Here is an 18,924-nt window from a genome sequence, read left to right on the forward strand (position 1 = left end):
CCTTCACCGGCAACGCGCAGGCATGCCGGTCGCCGCCCTGACGAAGGAGTCCTCGCCCGATGACCGTTGAGACCAGCCCGGAAGCCGAACTGGAGCCGCCCCCGCAGTCCAGTCTCAGCACGGCAGCCGCCCGCAACCTCGCCACCACGACCAAGTCCGCCCCGCAGATGCAGGAGATCACCTCCCGCTGGCTGCTGCGGATGCTCCCCTGGGTGGAGACCAAGGGTGGTACCTACCGGGTGAACCGCCGGCTCAGCTACACCGTCGGCGACGGCCGTGTCGAGTTCGTACAGGACGGCGCCCACGTCCGGGTGATCCCGCGCGAGCTGAGGGAACTGGCCCTGCTGCGCGGCTTCGAGGACGACGAGGTCCTCACCACGCTCGCCGGGCGGTGCACCCAGCGCGACTTCCGCGCCGGCGAGGTGCTTGCCGAGCGCGGCGCTCCTGCCGAGCAGATCCACCTCATCGCCCACGGCAGGATCAGGCAGACCTCCGTGGGCAAGTACGGCGACGACATCGCCGTCGCCGTGCTCGCCGACGGCGACCGGTTCGGTGAGCACGCCCTTTTGGCCGCTGAAGCCACGTGGGACTTCACCGCCACCGCCGAGACCGCCGGGACCCTGCTCACCCTGTCCCGCGCCGAGTTCGCCGCCGTGCTGTCCGCGGCACCCGGCCTCCAGGCCCACGTACGCGAATTCAGTGCACTGCCGCAGCAGCGACAGAACCGGCACGGCGAGGCCGAGATCGCGATGTCGGCCGGCCACACCGGCGAACCCGAACTGCCCGGCACCTACGTCGATTACGAGCCCCACCCGCGCGAGTACGAACTCTCCATCGCGCAAACGGTGCTGCGGGTCCACACCAGGGTCGCCGACCTCTACAACGAGCCGATGAACCAGACCGAGGAGCAGCTGAGGCTCACCATCGAAGCGCTGCGCGAGCGGCAGGAGTTCGAGCTGGTCAACAACCGCGAGTTCGGTCTGCTCCACAACGCCTCCTTCAAGCAGCGCATCCAGACCCATTCAGGGCCGCCCACTCCGGACGACCTCGACGAGCTGTTGTGCCGTCGCCGGGGCTCCAAGTTCTTTCTCGCCCACCCTCGGACGATTGCCGCGATGGGGCGAGAGTTCAACGCACGCGGGCTCTACCCGGACCACGTCGACCTCGGCGGACAGCAGGTCCCGGCCTGGCGCGGAGTTCCGATTCTGCCGTGCGGCAAGATCCCCATCACCAAGGAGAACACCAGCTCGATCCTCTGCATGCGAACCGGCGAGGAGAACCAGGGGGTCATCGGCCTCCGCCAGACCGGTCTGCCGGAAGAGTACGAGCCCGGCCTGTCGGTGCGCTTCATGGGCCTCGACGAACGGTCGATCATCTCCTACCTGGTCACCACCTACTATTCCGCCGCCGTCCTGGTGCCTGACGCGCTCGGCGTCCTGGAGAACGTGCAGATCGCCCGTCGGCGCGCCTAGGCCCGGTCCGGACCCCCGGCCGGCCGGGACCACCCGGAACCGGGGACAGCCACCCGCCTCATCAAGGAGCATTGGATGTCCGATCCCGGGCCTTCCACCGTGCAGTCGAGCCTGCCTGCTGCTGCGGCCCGCTTCGGGGCCCCCGTCGTCGACACCGCACGGGCCTCTGCCGCCGAAGTCGCCTGCCCTCCCGTCCCGCCGGAACTGCCTGACCCGGCTGTCCCGGCTGTCCCGTCCGCCTTGGCAAGGGTCCTGCGCGGTCCCAGTGGTCTGGGCACAGCGGGCCTGTATCTGACCCCGCGTGAGAGTCCGCCGCAGTCCCCCGAGCCCGACGCCCCCGTGGTGGGCCACCCGATCCCCGGCCTCTACCACCACCCCGTACCGGAACCCGACCCGGCACGGGTGGAGGAAGTCAGCGCACGGATCAAGGCCTGGGCGCTGGACGAAGTCGACCTGTACCCGGATGAGTGGGAGGACCAATTCGACGGATTCTCGGTGGGCCGCTACATGGTGGCCTGCCATCCGGACGCACCGACCGTCGACCACCTGATGATCGCCACCCGGCTGATGGTCGCCGAGAACGCGGTGGACGACTGCTACTGCGAGGACCACGGTGGTTCGCCCATCGGCCTCGGCGGACGGCTCCTGCTGGCGCACACCGCCCTCGATCACCTCCACACCACGCAGGAGTACGAGCCACAGTGGGCTCAGTCCCTCCACTCGGACGCCCCGCGCCGTGCGTACCGCTCGGCCATGGAGTACTTCGTCCAGCAGTCCACCCCCTCCCAGGCCGACCGCTACCGGCACGACATGGCACGCCTGCATCTCGGGTACCTCGCCGAGGCGGCCTGGAGTCAGACCGACCATGTGCCCCAGGTGTGGGAGTACCTGGCGATGCGGCAGTTCAACAACTTCCGCCCCTGCCCCACCATCACGGACACCGTGGGCGGCTATGAGCTGCCGGCGGACCTCCACGCGCAGCCCGCCATGCAGCGCGTCATCGCGCTCGCCGGGAACGCCACCACCATCGTCAACGACCTGTACTCCTACACCAAGGAACTCGCTGCCCCCGGAAAGCACTTGAACCTGCCCGTGGTGATCGCCGAACGCGAAGGCGCGTCAGAACAGGACGCGTACCTCAAGGCGGTGGAGGTCCACAACGACCTGATGCACGCCTTCGAGGACGACGCCGCCGCTCTCTCCGCGGCCTGCCCCGTCCCAGGCGTCCAGCGCTTCCTGCGGGGAGTCGCCGCATGGGTGGACGGCAACCACTACTGGCACCAGACCAACACCTACCGCTACAGCCTGCCCGACTTTTGGTAAGGATGGAATTCACATGACGAGCGCCGAACTCACCACCACCGAGGCCTCCGCCGCACCCTCCGCATTCATCCCGGCCCCGACGACTCCCTACCAGGGGGACATCGCCCGCTACTGGGACCACGAGGCCAGGCCGGTGAACCTGCGCCTCGGCGATGTCGACGGCCTCTACCACCACCACTACGGCATCGGTGACATCGACCACGGTGCCCTCGGCGACGCCGATGACAGTGCGTACGAGAAGAGGCTGATCGCAGAGCTCCACCGGCTGGAATCGGCACAGGCCGAACTCCTCCTCGACCACCTCGGCACCATCGGGCGCGACGACACCCTTGTGGACGCCGGCTGCGGCCGCGGCGGCTCGATGGTCATGGCCCACCAGCGCTTCGGATGCACGGTCGAAGGCGTCACCCTGTCCGCCAAGCAGGCCGAGTTCGCCAACCGGCGCGCCCGAGAACTCGGCGTCGAGGACCATGTCCACGCCCGTGTCTGCAACATGCTCAACACGCCGTTCGAGACCGGTCGGGCCGCTGCCTCCTGGAACAACGAGTCCAGCATGTATGTCGACCTGCACGACCTCTTCGCCGAACACTCCCGCGTCCTGGAGGTGGGCGGCCGCTATGTGACCATCACCGGCTGCTGGAACCCGCGATACGGCCAGCCCTCCAAGTGGGTGTCCCAGATCAACGCACACTTCGAGTGCAACATCCACTCCCGCCGGGAGTACCTGCGCGCGATGGCCGACAACCGCCTCGTACCGCAGGCCGTCATCGACCTGACCCCCGCGACCTTGCCCTACTGGGAACTGCGGGCCACGTCCCGGCTGGTCACCGGCATCGAAGAGGCGTTCATCAACTCCTACAAGGACGGCTCCTTCCAGTACCTCCTGATCGCGGCCGACCGCATCTGACGGAGCGCAGCCGATCGGCGCGGCGCACACCGCGGCTCCGGAGGGGGCGGCCCCGTCTGCCGGCGGTCCCGCCTCCTCCGGAGTACGCCACACACATCCAGCGGCCGGCTGGGCTCAGGATCGGGGATCCGCTTCAGCGACAACAGCAAGACCCTGCAGCCGCAACAAGCGCTGCCTCCTCCGACGGCACCCTAGGAGCCGTACGGGAAAACGGTGCGGGCGTCCGCCGCGCCCGCCTCCCGGAGTTCGCGCTTGAGGATCTTGCCCGTCGCGTTGGTGGGCAGGGCATCGACGAATGCCGCGAGACGGGGGTACTTGTAGCCCGCCATCCGCTCCTTGCACCAGCCGATCAGCTCGTCCTCGGAGAGCGCCGCGCCCGGAGCGAGCACCACGCAAGCCTTGATCTCCTCGCCGTGCCGCTCGTCCGGCACGCCGACCACGGCCACCATGCTGACGGCGGGGTGCGTGAGCAGGACCTCCTCGACCTCACGCGGATAGACGTTGAAGCCACCACGGATGATCATGTCCTTTGCGCGATCGACGATGTAGAACCATCCGTCGCAGTCGCGGCGGGCCAGGTCACCGGTGCGGAACCAGCCGTCGCGCATCACCTCGTCAGTCGCGCCGGGCCGGTTGAAGTAGCCCTTCATGACGTTGTGCCCGCGGATGGCGATCTCGCCGATCGCGTCGTCGCCTTGGACCGATGTCCAGTCCTCGCTCACCAGATCCACCTCCACGCCCCAGACCGCGCGACCGATGGAGCCGGGGCGCACCGGCTCCCCTCGCGGCGAGAAGGTGGTGACCGGGCTGGTCTCCGAGAGGCCGTACCCCTCCAGGATCGTGACGCCGAACCGCTCGCCGAAACGGCGGTGGATCTCCACGGGGAGGGCGGAGCCTCCCGACCCGGCCATGCGCAGGTTCTTGGCGATCCGGGGCAGGTCCACGTCGGAGGCGTCCGCTTCGAGGAGGGCCCAGAACATGGTGGGGACGCCCGCGAAGAAGGTGACGGCGTGGCGTTGCATGAGGGCGAGGGCCGCCGCGGCGTCGAATCGCGGCAACAACACCAGAGTCGCCCCCGATGCGAGCCCGGCGTTCATCTGCACGACCTGGCCGAAGGAGTGGAACAGGGGCAGCGCGATCAGGTGCACGTCGTGCTCGACCTCACCGAACAGTTTGTGGCAGGTCAGTACGTTCAGCATCACGTTGGAGTGAGTGAGCTCGGCGCCTTTCGGACGACCGGTGGTGCCGGACGTATAGAGGATGACCGCGGTGTCTCCGGGCTCCGTGGCCACCGTCACGAAGTCCGCGTTCTGACCGGCCAGCGCCGCCGTCAGGCTCTCGGCGCCCTCGATCGGGGAGTTCCCGGAGGTGTCGGCCGTCATCAGGAAGAAGTGCTCGCACCCCGGAGTCTCGCCGAAGCCGGACCAGCCCTCCTGCCCGAGCGGGAGCTCGGCGCCGCCCTCGAAACAGAAGTACGCCTTGGCCTGGGAGTCGGCCAGATGGTAGGCGATCTCACGGCCCTTGAGCAGCACGTTGAGAGGGACGACCACGGCGCCCGCCTTGAGGATGCCGTAGTAGACGACCGGGAACCACGGGACGTTCGGGCACGACAGCGCGACCTTGTCGCCCGGGCCGATGCCCCGCGAGTGAAGGAGGCCGGCTACGCGGCGGGCGGCTGCGTCCAACTCTGCGTAGGTCATTCGCTGGACGCCCAGCACCATCGCCGTACGGTCCGGCACGGCACGGGCGCTGTTCTCCAGCATGGCGGCAAGATTGAGCATGAGGTCTCCGTTGGGGATGCGGCGGGTGGGCTGGGTGCGGACGGTCGGGCCGTCAGCCCCGCAGTGCGGCAGCGAACAGTGCGGGCAGCCTCGTCAGGCTCGGTGCCGCCGTGAAGCGAGTGAGGCGCTCCACCGTGGTCCGGGCCGTGCGGTGGGTGACGAAATACGGGGGGCGCGGGGACAGTGACGGATCGCGCGTGAACAGAGCGCGTGGGGCGGGCGTGAACGGGGCGCGCAGGACGGTCTTCTCGATGCCTTCGAGCATGAACGCGTTGTGCACGAAACCGGTGCCGCTGCCGATGTCCTGGCGGGTGTGACCGGGGAAGGCTCCCCAGGGGGTGAAGCCGAGCAGGAAGCCCACGCCCGACCAGCAGTTGACGCCCAGCGTGCCGTAGCGCAGATCGGCGATGGCCGAGAGTACGGCATCCCGGTGAGCCCTCTCGGTTCCCGGGTGGACGACCAGGGTTGCGCCGAGGGTGCCGGGCAGTGTGTCGTTGGCGTAGTCGACCGCGTTGCGCAGGAACGCGTCCGGAGTCGCGCCGGGCAGGCGTACGACGCCCAAGGCGCTGCCGAAGACCTCTTCAGTGATGAGGGGGTCGTCGTGGTCGGTGATGTCGGGTACGAGCAGTGCGCAGCCGTCGCCGTGGGCCTCCGCTGTCGGATGGGCCTCTCGTACCGAGGCGAGGCGGTCGGCGGCGCCTGGGTAGTAGTCGGCGCGCGTGGGCAGTTTGCGCAACACCTCGCGAATCTCGTCCAGCAGTCGCTCGGTACCTTCCCAGTCCCGTGGCAGGATCAGGATCTGGCTGGCGATGCAGTTGTGGCCGGAGTTGTTCATCTTGCTGGTGACGATGTGCTCGGCCTGGAAGCGGAAGTCGGCGGCGCTCCACACTCCTGGTGTCACGATGCAGGGGCTGACGCCGCCCAGTTCGGTGCTGAAGGGCTTGGTGGTCAGCGGGAGGTCGTCACGGCGGCGTTGCTCGGCGTCTTCGTCGGTCCCCCAGACGATGGCGTCGTGGGTGCGGTCGCTGCCGGTGACATGAATGGTGTCGACGCCTGGGTGGCGGGAGAGGTAGCCGCCTTCGGCAGCGCCGCCGTCGACGAATCGCAGCCAGCCCCGCTCGACGAACTCTGCGAAGACGTACGCGAAGTGGGGGCGCATATAGGCGTTGACCGGGTTCATCTTGGCGATGACGACCTGGCCTTCGGCGTAGAGCTTGTGCAGGATGTCGAGCGCGGTGATGGCGGCGACGTTGCCGGCGCCGAGTACCAGGGCGACGGCCGGGTCTGCCTGCCTGCCCCGGTACTCGCCTGCGGCGCACGCCAGTGCCTGCTTCGCGCTGACGCCGGGGCGCATCCACACCTGGGCCGCGAATCCGTTGAAGAGCACGGTGTCCCAGCCGGTGGCGGGAAAGACGTCGACTCGCGTGCGGCCGTTCTCCTCACGAACCGACTTGTCGTCCAGCGGGTCCTTGCCCGCGGCGATCCGCCGAAGGACGTGCAGCAACGCCGACGCATTCTGGACCAGGGCCCAGGGGCCGCCGATCCAGTCCTCTGCCGCGCAAGGGGAGTCCGGTCCGTACCCCTTGGCCCGGCTGCCTGCGTCGGCCATCTCGGCCGCACGGGAGATGACGCGCGTCTGCAGCCGCTCAAGGAGGGCGATGCGTTCGGACAGCGGGGTGGAGGACCAGGACGCGGCTCCGGCGCGTAGGTCGGCCACCGTTCGGTCGAGGAGGGAGGTGTCGAGGGCGCTGGTGTTCAACGTCGATCCTTGCGGCAGGTGGGACAGGAAGGGCGGGCCTGCTCGATCGGCTGCGGGACGAGCGGGCCCGAGCGTGGTCACGCGGACAGCAGGCGGGCGTCGCGATCCGGGTCGATCAGCGTGAGCGCGGCGACTCCGCTCAACAGGAGCACGGCGCCAGTGATGAGGACCGCGTACCGGTAGCCCTCCGCGCCATGGGTGTCCACGAGGTGGCCGATCAGCGTCGGGGCGACCAGACCCGCCGTGGTGACCACGGCGTTCATGATGCCCAGAGCACCGCCGCGGCGATCGGCCGGAGCCAGTTCCGTGACCGTGGTGACGGCAACGCTGCTCATCGCCCCGGCGAGCCCGAATCCCGCGACCAGGAGCACGCCGGTCACGGCACCGGCCGGGGCCAACGGCAGTGCGAGGCACGCCGCGGCGCCGATGAGCAGAAGAACGCCCCCCACCCCGCCGCGGGCCCACCGACTCGCGGTCCCTCGGCGTAGCAGCCATCCGGTCAGACCCGCCTGTCCGAGCACGACCACACCGCCCAGCCCCCAGACGAGCATCAATACCTGGGTCGATCCGGCCGAGGAATAGCCCAGCGCGTCCTGCAGATACGAGGGGAGCCAGACGAGGGCGAAGGCGATGACCCAGTAGGTGCCGAAGTAGGCGGCCGTGGCGCCGATCCAGGTACGGGTCGCGAGAATGCGCCGGTACGGCGTCCTCCGCGGGGCCGGTCCTGTCGTGGCGTCGGCCGCCGACGTCCCCTCACTCCTCACATCACCGGAGCGGGTCGGCGCGGTCGCATACGGTCCCTCCCCGCCGAGGCGGACCCACAGCAGCGCCCACACGACGCCGACGAGCGCCACTGCTGCGACGGCCGAGCGCCAGCCGTGGTTCTGGATCACCCATGTCAGGACAGGAGCAGCAACCAGGACTCCCAGGGTGATGCCGAGGACGATCAAAGCTCCGGGCAGGTTGCGTCGGTGGTCGGGGAACCAGGAAAGGGTGGCCTGTTGGGCGACGGGGAAGGCCGGCCCCTCGGCAGCGCCGAGGAGAACGCGTGAGGTGATGAGCACCGCGAGCCCTCCCCCGACCGCGAGCGGTGCCTGGGACACGGACCAGAGAACAGCCATCGCGAGAAGCAACCACTTGGGCCGTACACGGTCCGCGAGCAGCCCGACCGCGGCGCCGGAGATCGAGAAGAGCAGGAAGAAGGCGCTGCTGGCGAGTCCGAAGGCCGATGCGGTCAGGCCGAGGTCCTCTCGGATCTCCTCCGCGGCCAGACCGAGCACGGACTTGTCGGCGAAATTGATCATCATGAAGACGACGAGGAGCGCGGTGACGGTCCAGGCGCGGCGTCGTGCGCTGGTCGTTGTCTTCGAGGTGCCGGCGGGCACAGCGGGTGCGACATCGGTGTCGGTCACAAGGGCTCCGCGGAGACTGGTCGGTGAGGGGCGGGGAGCTCGTTCAGGAGAGCGGGACGCCGGCGATGGCGATGCGCTCCATGACACGGCGCTGCGGGAAGTAGTCGTTGATCGCGTAGTGCTGGGTGGCGATGTTGTCCCAGATCGCGACGGAGCCCGGCTGCCAGCGGAAGCGCACCTGGTACTCGGGAATACGGGACTGGAGGACGAGCTCGTCGAGCAGTTCGCGGCTCTCCATGTCCGACAGGCCGACGATGCGGGTGGCGAAGGGCTCGTTGACGTAGAGCAGCTTGCGGCCGGTACGCGGGTGGCGGACGACCACCGGGTGCTCGACGGCCGGCAGGTTCTCGCGATGCGCGGTGAGCTGTGCCTCGGTCATCAGCGATCCCCAGCTGGGCACCCAGTCGTGCACGGCGGCGAGGCCCGCGATCCGGGCCTTCATGGAGTCGGTGAGGTTGTCGTAGGCGGCCGCCATGTCCGCCCACATGGTGTCGCCGCCGGCGGACGGGACCTCGACGGCGCGCAGGACGGAGCCGAGTGCCGGCGCTGCCATGAACGAGTGGTCGCTGTGCCAGATGTTCTCGGTGCCCATGGCCATGGCGTCCTTGGCCAGTCGGGAGACTCCAGCGGTGTCGCCCTTGGGGAAGAAGGGGTTCGGTTCCGGCTCGCCCCACAGACCGGAGAACGCGAGCTGAGACTGCGGGGAGAAGGCGTGCTGGTCTCGGAAGAAGATCACCTTCCACTCCAGCAGGGCCTGCCGGAGCTCTTCCGCGAGTTCCTCGCCGATCGGGCGCGAGAGGTCGACGCCTTCGATCTCGGCGCCGATGTGCGGGGTGAGAGGGGAGACGTCCAGGAGGCGGTAGTCGGGCTGGGCCGCGTCCGGAGCGATGCGGTCGAGCGTGCGCTTCCCGTAGTGCATCAGCGGCTTGTCGAGTGCGGGGGCGGGGGTGGTGACGACGGCGTCCATGGGTCCTCCGGGTACGAGGCGAAATTCGTTACTCGGAGTATCGTTATTAGGGCGGCGTGAGACAAGAGGCCTGACAGAACGAAAATAGTGAAGCCGGGACGGCCGCCGTTGCGGTGTTCGTCAGCCGGTGGGGCCGACAGCGCGGGTGACCAGGTCGACCAGGTTGTCCACGAAACGGGCGTCAGGCATCTCCTGCTCGCCGATCAGCCGGAAGATCAGCGGTGCGGCCACCAACGTGGCGGCGGCCCGGACATCGGTGTCCGGGCTCACGTCACCGCGGGCGATCCCGCGTTCGAGGATGCGTCTCGTTTCACTGGTGATCCGCTCGGTGTACTCCGCGTACTGGCCGCGCACCGCCCCCGTCTCGGCCGCCGCCCCGATGAGGCCCGCGATCAGCCGGTCCGTACCCGGCAGCCGGTAGGCCTCCAGCCGGGCGGTGAGTACGAAGCGGAGCTCCGCCCGGAAGTCGCCCAGGTCGGGCACCGACAGGATGCCGATGCGGGTTTCCGCGGCGGCGATGATCAGATCCTGCTTTGTGGGCCACCGTCGGTAGATGGCGGGCTTGCTCACTCCGGCCCGTGCCGCGACGGCGTCCATCGTGACCGCCGCGATCCCCTGTTCGTGGACCATGTCCACGACCGCGCTGAGAACGGCTCCGGTGACCCGTTCCTCCCGTGGCCGGCCTGGTCCTCGCGCGGATCCGTCCGACTGCATACCCACCATGTCCCGAGCTTACGGCCGGTGCATGAGGCGCACGGGGGTCGGGGCGGCCTCAAGGGATGACGTCGGGAAACAGGGTGTCGGGGGAGGCGACGAGCGCGAAGCGGCGTCCGAGCAGGCCCGGATGGCCCGTGCACTCGACGTCGACCAAGCCCTCTCCGTCAGTCCCCTGCTGATCGCCTCTGGGTAGATGACACACCGCCGGCACCGCATCACACCCGCTGGGCCCTTCGTCGGTGGACATGCCGAGGCGCAAGCCTGGACCCGCGTACGGCGGAGTCGCGGGTTCACGGCTGGCAAGCATCTGCCATGGCGAGGACTTGCCATCAAGAGGTCTTCACGAGGTCAGTCACCGGTCGATAGACCCATGGCATGTACTCCCCCTCTCATGCTTCCGCCTTCCGACGCAGGCGCCGGCAACTGATCGCGGCGGCCCTTGCGGTGCCTCTTCTGGCGTCGGGTCTCGCCGTTCTGCAGTCACCCGCACAAGCCGCACCGACCAAGCCCCCCGTTCCCGCCAAGCCCTCGGCGACCCACAAGGTCACCCTTGTCACCGGCGACGTCGTCACGGTCACCACAGCGGCCGACGGCAAGCAGATCGCCGACGTCGACCGTCCGGACAGCGCCGTCGGCGGCGTGAAGTTCCAGGAGATCAAAGGTGACTTGTTCGTCATCCCCGACGAGGCTGCGCCGCTCATGGGATCGGACAAGCTGGACCGGCGGCTGTTCAACGTCACCGACCTGATCGAGATGGGGTACGACGACGCCAAGTCGGCCGCGGTACCGCTGATCGCCACGTACGCCGAGCCGAAGTCCCGCACGGCCGCCTGGCCGACGGCTCCCCGGGGCAGCAAGCTGACCCGCAAGCTCAAGGGCATCCGAGGTGCGGTGCTCAGCACGGAGAAGCGGCAGGCCCGTACCTTCTGGACCTCCGTCGCGCCGCAGGGAAGCGCCACGCTGGGCGCGGGTGTCGAAAGGCTCTGGCTCGACGGGCGCGTGAAAGCGAACCTCAAGGAGAGCGTGCCGCTGATCGGCGCGACCGAAGCCTGGGCGGCCGGCTACACCGGCAAGGGCGTCAAGGTCGCGGTGCTCGACACCGGTATCGACGTCAACCACCCCGACTTCGCCGGCCTGATCGACGGCACGGCCAGTTTCGTCCCGGAAGAGTCCGTCACCGACATCAACGGGCACGGCACGCATGTGGCCGGCACGATCGTCGGTTCAGGAGCCGCCTCCAGGGGCGACAACAAGGGCGTCGCCCCCGGCGCCGACCTGTTCGTCGGAAAGGTGCTCGGCGGCGAGGAGGGCTACGGCCAGGACTCGTGGGTCATGGCCGGCATGCAGTGGGCCGCCGAGTCCGGCGCGGACATCGTCAACATGAGCCTCGGGGACTCCTATCCGACCGACGGCAGCGACCCGATGTCGCAGACGGTCGACGCGCTGTCCGCGCAATACGGCACGCTGTTCGTCATCGCCGCCGGCAACGCCGGCCCGGAGACCGTCTCAGCCCCCGGCGCTGCCGCCTCGGCGCTGACCGTGGCAGCCACGGACAAGCAGGACCAGCTCGCTTCCTTCTCCAGCACCGGACCGCTGGCCCACTCCGGCGGCATGAAGCCGGACATCGCAGCCCCCGGCGTGGACATCACCGCAGCCCGCTCGCAAGAGATGACCGATGGCGGTCAGGGCTTCTACCGCACCATCAGCGGCACCTCGATGGCCACGCCGCATGTTGCGGGCGCTGCGGCGATCCTCGCCCAGCAGCACCCGGACTGGACCGGCGCGCAGCTCAAGGAACATCTCATGAGCACCGCGAAGGGCCTCGCCGACGGGTACTCGCCGTACGAGGTCGGCACGGGCCGCGTAGACGTCGCCGCCGCCGTGCGCAGCACGGTCCGCAGCTCCGGATCGCTCTTCTTCGGCAACTACACCTGGCCGCACCAGCCGAGCGACATCGCCGTGACGAAGGACCTGACCTTCACCAACACCGGCTCCGCCGACGTCACGCTGAACCTGGCCCTGACCGGCACCGGTGGCCCGTTCACGCTGAGCACCACCACGGTGACCGTGCCGGCGGGCGGCACGGCAGCCGTCCCGGTCACCGGTGACCCGCAGACCGCCTCGGCAGGCCGGCACGTCGGTTACGTGACCGCCACCGACGCCGCCACCGGAAAGCCGGTGACCCGCACGTCCGTGGCGCTGCTCAAGGAGGAGGAGCGTTACGACCTGAACATCAAGCTGGTCGGCCGGGACGGAAAGCCCGCCGCCGGCTGGGTCGGCATCAACCTGGCCGGTGACGTCTGGCCGTGGTCGGTCTACGTCGACGGCTCGACCACCATGCGTATGGCACCCGGCCTCTACACCGTCGCGGGATACATCGACGTGTCCGGCGAGAAGGCGGACCGCTCCGGTCTGGCCGTACTGGTCGACCCGGAGACCGTGCTCCGAGACGGCTCCGCCGACGTGGTGCTGGACGCGAGCAAGGCACGTCTGCTGCAGACCGAGGCGCCGCAGCGCACCGAGGACCGCCAGCGCAAGGTTGACTTCAACGTGCACTACAAGGGCCTCGACCCGTACATGGACTACCGCAGCGCGTATGTGCTGCCGCCGACCTACGACGACATCTATGTCGCGCCGACGGAGCCCATGAAGCAGGGCGAGTTCATCCTGACCACGCGCTGGCGCAAGGGCGAACCGCAGCTCGCCCTGAGCACGCTGGGCGATCGGCTCCGGTTCGACGCACGGGTGCAGGCGGGCAGTGCACTGGGCACCGCCACGGCCAGGCTCGACGCCTTCTACGCGGGCGACGGCTCAGCGGCCAGGTACGAGAAGACCGGGGCCAGGAACAAGGTCGTCGTCGTCGAGCGCAGCGACGAGGTCTCGCCGCAGGAGCGTGCCGAGGCCGCGGTCGCGGCCGGTGCGAAGGCGCTGATCGTGGTCAACGACGGTGTCGGTGCCCTGATGGAGTACGTCGGAGAGTCGGCCATCCCCGTCGCCACCGTGCACCGCGACGCGGGCAAGACCCTTGTGGCGATGGCCAAGACCGGCATGCTCGAGCTAACCGTGAAGCAGACCGCGTACACGCCGTACGTGTACGACCTGACCCGGGACTACCCCGGACACGTGCCGGACCGGGACCTGGTCTACAAGCCCACCAAGAGTGACCTTGCGCGGATCGATGCCCGCTACTACGCGGCCGCGGGTGGCCGCTTGGCGGAGGGCTACCGGTCCGACTTCACCCTCAGCCCGTCGTTCAACCTCCCCGAGCTCGAGAGGCACCCCGGGACCCGCACCGAGTGGGTGACTCCTCGTCAGGTCTGGAGAGAGTTCCACACGCAGGGAGTCGACGGAGAGCTGCCGTGGTCGATGGTCTCGGGTGACAACACGTACGCCGAGCGCAGCACCACCCGGCTGGACTGGTTCGCGCCGGTGACCCGACCCGGCCAGAGCGAGTCCTTCGGGGTGTACAACTCCCGTTGGCAGAACTACATGACCTGGAACGTGCAGGCGTGGGCCTCAGCCGCCGACACCATGCGGCTGGGCGGATACCTGCCGTGGGGTGAGACACCTTCCCACCTGAAGGTCTTCCAGGGCGACAGGCTGATCCACGACAACCCGGTCAGTGGAGACATGCAGTGGAAGGAGGTGCCGCCGGGCAAACTGCCCTACCGCGCCGTACTGGACGTCGCGCGGCCCGGTGACGTCTTCCGGCTGTCGACGCGCACCCACACCGAGTGGACATTCGTCTCCGACACCGTCGATTCGGACTCCTTTGAGCCGTTCTCGGCGCTGAACCTGGACTACCGGCTGGAATCGGACCTGCACGGCGACGTCAGAGCCAACGCGACCCAGAAGATCGCGCTCAAGCCCGTGTCGACGGACCTCGGCACGGTACCGGGCAGAGTCACCACGGTGAAGCTGGACATCTCGTACGACGACGGCGCCACCTGGCAGCGGGTGCACCTGGTCAAGGGCGCCCACGGTTCCTGGACGGGGGAGTTCAGGACGGCCAAGAAGCCCGGTGGCTTCGTCTCGGTCCGTGCGAGCGCCGCGACGGACAGCGGCTACAGCGTCAGGAACGAGATCATCCGGGCGTACGGCCTGCGATGAGCCCCACCCTCGGGCCCCGGGGAGGCAACTCCCCGGGGCCTTTCCCCTCGCACCTGCTCCCAGCAGGGACTATTCAGGATCTGCCGCCGTGGCGCATACTCTCCCCGCTGCGGCAAGCGGAAGAGAGTCGGTCGCCGATGCTGGATGTTCTGGGTCTCGAACCCGACGACGAGCGTGTCTACCGGGAGCTGCTCGGAAGACCGAACTCCCCCGCTGTCCTTCTCTCGGACCTGCTCGTGCTGGCGCAGGCCTCTGTCGACAAGGCCCTGTCCCGCCTGGTCGAGTGGGGGCTGGCGACCCGGTCCTCGGATGAGCGGTTCACCGCCGCACCGCCGGCAATGGCGCTCGGCGCGCTCATCAGCCAGCGCCGGGACGGCCTGCGTACGGCCGAGCAGGCACTCGTGACCTTCGCCGAGGAACACCGAGCTGCGATGACCGGAAGCAGCATCACCGACCTGATCGAGGTCGTCACGGGCGTCGACGCCATCCGCCATCGCTTCCTCCAGGTGCAGCAGGCGGCCGGCACTCAGGTCCGCTCCTTCATCACCGCGCCGTTCGTCGCCCTGCCTCCCGACGAGAACACGGCCGAGCCCATGGCCCTCGGCCGCGGAGTGCTCTTCCGAGCGGTGCTGGATCGCGCCGTACTGGCAGAGCCGGGCATCATCACCGACGCGATCGAGTCCCTGCGCAATGGCGTGCACCTACGTGTCGCCGACCACCTGCCGATGAAGCTCGTGCTGGCCGACGCCGACCTCGGCCTGGTCCCGCTCGCGGTCACACCGGCCGGGGAGCCCGGCGCTGTACTGCTGCACCGCAGTGGCCTGTTGGACGCGCTGGACGCACTGTTCGAGACCGTGTGGCGCTCCGCCCACCCGCTTGAGCTGTCGGGCACGGGAGTCGGCTCCGAGCCAACCGTCACGTTCGGTCCGCCGGGCCCGAGCGAGCTCGACCGCAGGATTCTCGCCCTGCTTCTGGCCGGTCTGACGGACCTGACGGCCGCGACACAACTCGGTCTGTCACCGCGCACGCTGCACCGGCGCCTGCGCCACCTCATGGACATGGCCGGAGTCCGATCCCGTATGCAGCTCGGGGCCCATGCGGTGCGAAACGGCTGGGCTGAGCCTCTTCGCACCTGACCGGCAGGCGACGACGTCGCCCCGGCGTGTCCTCCGCGAATTCCCACTCCACGATGTCGGGTTGCGGGAGGCCACTGCTCCATCCGCGGCCGCTGCCCTCCCCCGCCGTGCTGAGCCGGGCACCGCCCGCAGGTTTGTGCCTCTCACCCACTTGGCGATGCCCGAGTGCCGGGGGCCGCTGCCGTGGCGAGTATGGAGCGGGCGCCGGTGTGTCCTCGGAGGTCGACGGTGACATCGCCGCGCGCCCCCTCCGAGGCATCCGAGGCCGTGGGAATGAGGGAGCGGAGCATGGCCATGCGGAGTCGCAGGAGAGTGCTCCACCGGCAAGCCCGGGTGGGCGCAACAGTGGTGTGCCTCGGTGTGCTCGCGGTTGGCCTACCGGGCTGCGTCACCATGGACAGCGCTACCGGCAGTCCGTCCGCCAGCCCGTCCCTCGCCCCCGCGCCGCCGAAGCAGCCGCCGCCTCAAATGACGCAGGCGCAGGTGGAGGGCGCGCTGAGCCGACTCGACGGCCTGGTGGAGAACGCGATGCGGCAGACCGGGGTCCCCGGAGTCGCAGTGGCGGTCGTCCACCGGGACAAGGTCGTGTACGCGAAGGGCTTCGGCGTCCGCCAGCTGGGCAAGAACGCCAAGGTCGATCCCGCAACCGTGTTCCAGCTCGCGTCGTTGTCCAAGCCTCTGTCGTCCACCATCGTCGCCCGGGCCGTCGGGCACAAAGTCGTCGGCTGGGACGACCCGGTGGTCACCCATGATCCGGGCTTCGCGCTCAAAAACCCGTACGTGAGCGCGAACGTGACGGTCGCGGACCTGTTCTCGCACCGCAGCGGACTGCCCGACCATGCCGGCGACCTTCTGGAAGATCTTGGCTACCAGCGCGACTACATCCTGCGGCATCTGCGGCTGGAGCCGCTGACCCCGTTCCGCGCAAGCTACGCCTACACCAACTACGGCCTGACCGAGGCGGGGGAAGCGGTGGCCGCCGCAGCGAAGACCAGCTGGCCGCAGCTGGCAGCCGACACACTGTTCAAGCCCTTGGGAATGCAGAACTCCAGCTACCAGCGCGCCGACTACGACAAGGCCGCCGACAAGGCGTCGGCCCACGTCGAGGTCAACGGCCGCTGGAAGCCCTCCACCACGGAGAACGCCGACCGGCAGGCGCCTGCGGGAGGTGCGAGTTCGACCGTCGACGACCTCGCCACGTGGATGCGTCTGCAACTGGCCAACGGTCAGTTCGACGGGAAGCAACTGGTCGACTCGGCAGCACTGGATCAGACCCGCATCCCGCACGCGGTCTCCATGGCCCCCCTTGCCCCGGCAGGTGCACCGGGCCTTTACGGGCTGGGCTGGAATGTCGGTTACGAAGGCGCCGGAGGGCTGCGACTGAGCCATTCAGGCGCCTTCGACCTGGGCGCCGCCACGGAGGTCACCCTGCTGCCCAGCGAACAGCTCGGCATCGTGGTACTGACGAACGGACAACCCATCGGCGTGCCCGAGGCGGTAGCCGCAGCATTCCTCGACATCGCCCGCAATGGGCGGCAGACGGTCGACTGGCTCCCCTTCTACAGGAAAGTGGTGCAGGCCGCCGCCTACACGGGCGCCTCCCCCACGAACTACGCCGAGCCGCCGCCCAACGCCACACCCGCCAAGGCCAAGGACGCCTACACCGGCACCTATGCGAACGACTACTACGGGCCGGTCACCGTCACCGGGGACAACAGCGGCAATCTGACCATGACACTGGGCCCGCAAGAGATGTCGTTCAGCCTGCGGCACTACACGGGTGACACCTTCAGCTATCAGACGCAGGGCGAGAACGCCGTCGGACTGTCCGGCGTCACTTTCCATCTGCGCTCCGGCAAGGCCGAGAGCGTCACCATCGAACATCTGGACGCCAACGGGCTGGGCACCTTCAGCCGCTGACGCCGCCGCCGGCCCCGCTCCACGCAGCACTGATGGCGGTATCGCATGCCCACGGGTGAAGCCCCGCGTACCCGACGACGTCAGGGCCCCGGCGGGCTCAAACGTGCCGATGAGGCCGCCGACGCCGCGGGCCGGCGGCCCAGCCAACCCACCTGCTGGACACGGTGGACCCCGGCGCGGCGTCGCAGTCGGCGTCGACCACTGCTCTTCAGCGGCCCAGCGGGACCGGCGCCCCCACTCGCCCGTCAGCGGCGCAGGCCCTGAAGGCCCTCGTACGCAGATATGACGAGATCGAGACCTCGGGTCTCATCCGCGGGTTCGCGCACCTGGTTCGTCACATAGGCCACCACCATGCGGGAGTCGGGGTCGATCATGAGCAGGGAGCCGCCCCAGCCACCCCAGCCGTAGGTCGTGCCGAAAAGGCCGTAGCCGAGGCCCCAGCGCATCGGCATGCCCAGGACGCGGTCCTCACCCTCGAACTGCTCCTCCCGGGCGCGCCCGGCACCTGCCTCCGACAGAAGGCGCACGCCCTTCACCGCCCCCGCGCACGCCATCACCGACTGGATGAGAGCGACCGAGCGGGCGTTGCCGAATCCGCTCGCCGCGGGAATCTGCGCGCGGCGCCACGCCACGCTGTTGCCATCCTTGACGCGGACCCCCGTGCCGGAGGCGGGCTCGGCATCAGGCCCCGGCGCGCTCGCGGCATAGTCCTCACCCTTACCGGGCGGCGGGACCACGCGGGCAACCCGGTCGTCGTGCTCGGCGGACAGGCCGATGTGGAAGTCCGCGCCCAACGGCCCGCTCACCTCCAGGGCAAAGAACTCCCCGACAGTGCGGCCGGTGATCCGGCGCAGCACCTCGCCGAGGATGAATCCCTGCGTGAGCGAGTGATATCCGCCATCGGTCCCCGGAACCCACCGCGGGGCCTGCGCAGCGAGCAACGCAGTGGCGGAGGGCCAGTCGCAGAAGTCGTCGAGCGTCACCGGCACGTCCCATTCGGGCAGGCCCGCGGTGTGCGAGAGCACGTGGCGGACCAGCACCCCGTCCTTGCCCGCAGCAGCGAACTCGGGCCAGTACCGGGCGATCGGTGCGTCCAGGTCGAGTTCGCCCCGGTCGGCCAGGATCAGTGCACACAGCGCTGTCATCGTCTTCGTCACGGACCAGACATTCGTGATCGTGTCCCGCCCCCACGGCACCGTCTGCTCGGCGTCCGCGTATCCGCCCCAGACGTCGACGACGGGTTCACCGTCGACGAAGACGGCCACAGAGCCACCCACGTCACCGGCATCGAGCAGTGCGGCAAGTTTGCCGGGTACCGCAGACAACAGATCGTCGTAGGTGCCACGAATGTCAGCCATGCCCCGCATTCAGCCAGCTCGGCCGGGCGCGGTCAATCGAGTATCGGGATGCCGTACGCCCC

The 18,924-nt window shown here is 69.1% G+C and carries 12 protein-coding genes; 6 read left to right on the forward strand and 6 right to left on the reverse strand.

Annotated features, from left to right (window positions below; genetic code table 11):
* Positions 1 to 59: 59 nt before the first annotated feature.
* The 3 genes from ACQPWZ_RS00935 to ACQPWZ_RS00945 all read left to right on the forward strand — a co-directional run bounded on the left by ACQPWZ_RS00935 (position 60) and on the right by ACQPWZ_RS00945 (position 3,702).
* Complete coding sequence (locus ACQPWZ_RS00935) at positions 60 to 1,472, forward strand: family 2B encapsulin nanocompartment shell protein (protein ID WP_433570282.1); 1,413 nt, start codon at positions 60 to 62, stop codon at positions 1,470 to 1,472.
* Positions 1,473 to 1,547: 75 nt separating this feature from the next.
* Positions 1,548 to 2,795 carry a family 2 encapsulin nanocompartment cargo protein terpene cyclase gene (locus tag ACQPWZ_RS00940; protein ID WP_405567149.1) on the forward strand — a complete coding sequence of 416 codons (1,248 nt, stop codon included), beginning with the start codon at positions 1,548 to 1,550 and terminating at the stop codon, positions 2,793 to 2,795.
* Positions 2,796 to 2,808: 13 nt separating this feature from the next.
* The gene (locus ACQPWZ_RS00945; RefSeq protein WP_433570283.1) at positions 2,809 to 3,702 is read left to right on the forward strand and encodes a geranyl diphosphate 2-C-methyltransferase; all 894 of its coding nucleotides are present in this window, start codon (positions 2,809 to 2,811) and stop codon (positions 3,700 to 3,702) included.
* A 191-nt stretch (positions 3,703 to 3,893) separates the two neighbouring features.
* Here the strand turns inward: ACQPWZ_RS00945 and ACQPWZ_RS00950 are convergent, their stop codons facing one another.
* From ACQPWZ_RS00950 to ACQPWZ_RS00970, 5 genes are all read right to left on the reverse strand, one after another.
* On the reverse strand, positions 3,894 to 5,483 hold the full coding sequence (locus ACQPWZ_RS00950) for a long-chain-fatty-acid--CoA ligase (protein ID WP_433570284.1): 1,590 nt from the start codon (positions 5,481 to 5,483) through the stop codon (positions 3,894 to 3,896).
* A 52-nt stretch (positions 5,484 to 5,535) separates the two neighbouring features.
* Positions 5,536 to 7,242 (reverse strand): aldehyde dehydrogenase family protein, encoded by a 1,707-nt coding sequence (locus tag ACQPWZ_RS00955; RefSeq protein WP_433570285.1) that lies wholly within the window; start codon positions 7,240 to 7,242, stop codon positions 5,536 to 5,538.
* Positions 7,243 to 7,319: 77 nt separating this feature from the next.
* Positions 7,320 to 8,654, reverse strand: a complete 1,335-nt coding sequence (locus tag ACQPWZ_RS00960; protein WP_433570286.1) for an MFS transporter — start codon at positions 8,652 to 8,654, stop codon at positions 7,320 to 7,322.
* A 43-nt stretch (positions 8,655 to 8,697) separates the two neighbouring features.
* The gene (locus ACQPWZ_RS00965; RefSeq protein WP_433570287.1) at positions 8,698 to 9,621 is read right to left on the reverse strand and encodes a TauD/TfdA dioxygenase family protein; all 924 of its coding nucleotides are present in this window, start codon (positions 9,619 to 9,621) and stop codon (positions 8,698 to 8,700) included.
* 120 nt (positions 9,622 to 9,741) lie between these two features.
* Positions 9,742 to 10,344: a TetR/AcrR family transcriptional regulator gene (locus ACQPWZ_RS00970; protein ID WP_433570288.1), complete on the reverse strand. Its 603-nt coding sequence runs from the start codon at positions 10,342 to 10,344 to the stop codon at positions 9,742 to 9,744.
* A 369-nt stretch (positions 10,345 to 10,713) separates the two neighbouring features.
* Here ACQPWZ_RS00970 and ACQPWZ_RS00975 point away from each other — a divergent pair, with 369 nt between their 5' ends.
* The 3 genes from ACQPWZ_RS00975 to ACQPWZ_RS00985 all read left to right on the forward strand — a co-directional run bounded on the left by ACQPWZ_RS00975 (position 10,714) and on the right by ACQPWZ_RS00985 (position 17,504).
* The gene (locus tag ACQPWZ_RS00975; protein WP_433570289.1) at positions 10,714 to 14,448 is read left to right on the forward strand and encodes a S8 family serine peptidase; all 3,735 of its coding nucleotides are present in this window, start codon (positions 10,714 to 10,716) and stop codon (positions 14,446 to 14,448) included.
* Between the two features lie 137 nt (positions 14,449 to 14,585).
* Positions 14,586 to 15,584 (forward strand): transcriptional regulator TrmB, encoded by a 999-nt coding sequence (locus ACQPWZ_RS00980; RefSeq protein ID WP_433570290.1) that lies wholly within the window; start codon positions 14,586 to 14,588, stop codon positions 15,582 to 15,584.
* Positions 15,585 to 16,052: 468 nt separating this feature from the next.
* Positions 16,053 to 17,504, forward strand: coding sequence for a serine hydrolase (locus tag ACQPWZ_RS00985; protein ID WP_433570291.1), 1,452 nt, complete (start codon positions 16,053 to 16,055; stop codon positions 17,502 to 17,504).
* Between the two features lie 245 nt (positions 17,505 to 17,749).
* Here the strand turns inward: ACQPWZ_RS00985 and ACQPWZ_RS00990 are convergent, their stop codons facing one another.
* The gene (locus tag ACQPWZ_RS00990; RefSeq protein ID WP_433570292.1) at positions 17,750 to 18,862 is read right to left on the reverse strand and encodes a serine hydrolase domain-containing protein; all 1,113 of its coding nucleotides are present in this window, start codon (positions 18,860 to 18,862) and stop codon (positions 17,750 to 17,752) included.
* Between the last annotated feature and the right edge of the window lie 62 nt (positions 18,863 to 18,924).

This window comes from Streptomyces sp. CA-251247 (genome assembly GCF_050952975.1).
In the GTDB taxonomy this organism is placed as follows: Bacteria; Actinomycetota; Actinomycetes; order Streptomycetales; family Streptomycetaceae; genus Streptomyces; species Streptomyces achmelvichensis.